The 1,439-nt window shown below is 65.8% G+C and carries 1 protein-coding gene; it reads right to left on the bottom strand.

Annotation, left to right across the window (positions count from 1 at the left end; genetic code table 11):
* A partial coding sequence (gene treS / locus GNZ18_RS40615; protein WP_156222934.1) for a maltose alpha-D-glucosyltransferase occupies positions 1-1,439 on the bottom strand: 1,439 nt, incomplete at both ends.

Below are 1,439 nucleotides of genomic sequence, written 5' to 3' on the forward strand. Positions count from 1 at the left end.
ATCTCGCGGGTGAAGGCGAGGACGGAGGGGTTGGAGGCGGAGAGTTCGTTGTAGGTGCCGACGCCGAAGACGGGGTGGCGTTGGCGGATTTCGATCATGGTGCGGGTCCAGTGCAGGAGGGATCCGGGGTTGTCGGCCTGGGCTTCGACGTTGACGGCCTGGTAGCCGTAGATGGGGTCCATGATGACGGGGAGGTAGAGGCGGGCGGGGTCGGCGCGGGAGAAGCCGGCGTTGCGGTCGGGGGTCCATTGCATGGGGGTGCGGACGGCGTCGCGGTCGCCGAGCCAGATGTTGTCGCCCATGCCGATCTCGTCGCCGTAGTACAGGACGGGGGAGCCGGGGAGGGAGAGCAGGAGGGCGGTGAACAGTTCGAGTTGGTTGCGGTCGTTGTCCAGGAGGGGGGCCAGGCGTCGGCGGATGCCGATGTTGGCTTTCATGCGGGGGTCTTTGGCGTATTCGGTGTACATGTAGTCGCGTTCGTCGTCGGTGACCATCTCCAGGGTGAGTTCGTCGTGGTTGCGGAGGAAGATGCCCCATTGGCAGTTGGTGGGGATGGTGGGGGTCTGGGCCATGATCTCGGAGATGGGGTAGCGCTGTTCGCGGCGGACGGCCATGTAGATGCGGGGCATGACGGGGAAGTGGAAGGCCATGTGGCATTCGTCGCCGCCGCGGGCGGGGTCGCCGAAGTAGGCGACGACGTCGGCGGGCCATTGGTTGGCCTCGGCGAGTAGGACGCGGTCGGGGTAGAGGCGGTCGATCTCGGCGCGGACGCGTTTGAGGTAGGTGTGGGTTTCGGGGAGGTTTTCGCAGTTGGTGCCCTCGCGGGCGTACAGGTAGGGGACGGCGTCCAGGCGGAATCCGTCGATGCCCAGGTCGAGCCAGAACCGCAGGACCTCCAGCATGGCGTCTTGGACGGCGGGGTTGTCGTAGTTGAGGTCGGGTTGGTGGGAGAAGAAGCGGTGCCAGTAGTACTGGCGGCGGATGGGGTCGTAGGTCCAGTTGGAGGTTTCGGTGTCGATGAAGATGATGCGGGCGTCGGGGTAGCCGGTGTCGGTGTCGCTCCAGGTGTAGAAGTCGCCGTAGGGGCCTTGGGGGTCGGTGCGGGAGGCGTGGAACCAGGGGTGGGCGTCGGAGGTGTGGTTCATGACCAGGTCGGCGATGACGCGGATGCCGCGGGTGTGGGCTTGGTCGATGAGGTCGACGAAGTCGCCCAGGTCGCCGAAGTCGGGGAGGATGGTGGTGTAGTCGGCGATGTCGTAGCCGCCGTCGCGCAGGGGTGATTGGTAGATGGGCAGCAGCCAGAGGCAGTCGATGCCCAGCCATTGCAGGTGGTCGAGTTTGTTGATCAGGCCGCGCAGGTCGCCGTAGCCGTCGCCGTTGGAATCGGCGTAGCCCCGGACCGACACCTCATAGAACACCGCCGTCTTGAACCAATGCGG

It is taken from the genome of Actinomadura litoris (assembly GCF_009733595.1).
GTDB classification, from domain to species: Bacteria; Actinomycetota; Actinomycetes; order Streptosporangiales; family Streptosporangiaceae; genus Spirillospora; species Spirillospora litoris.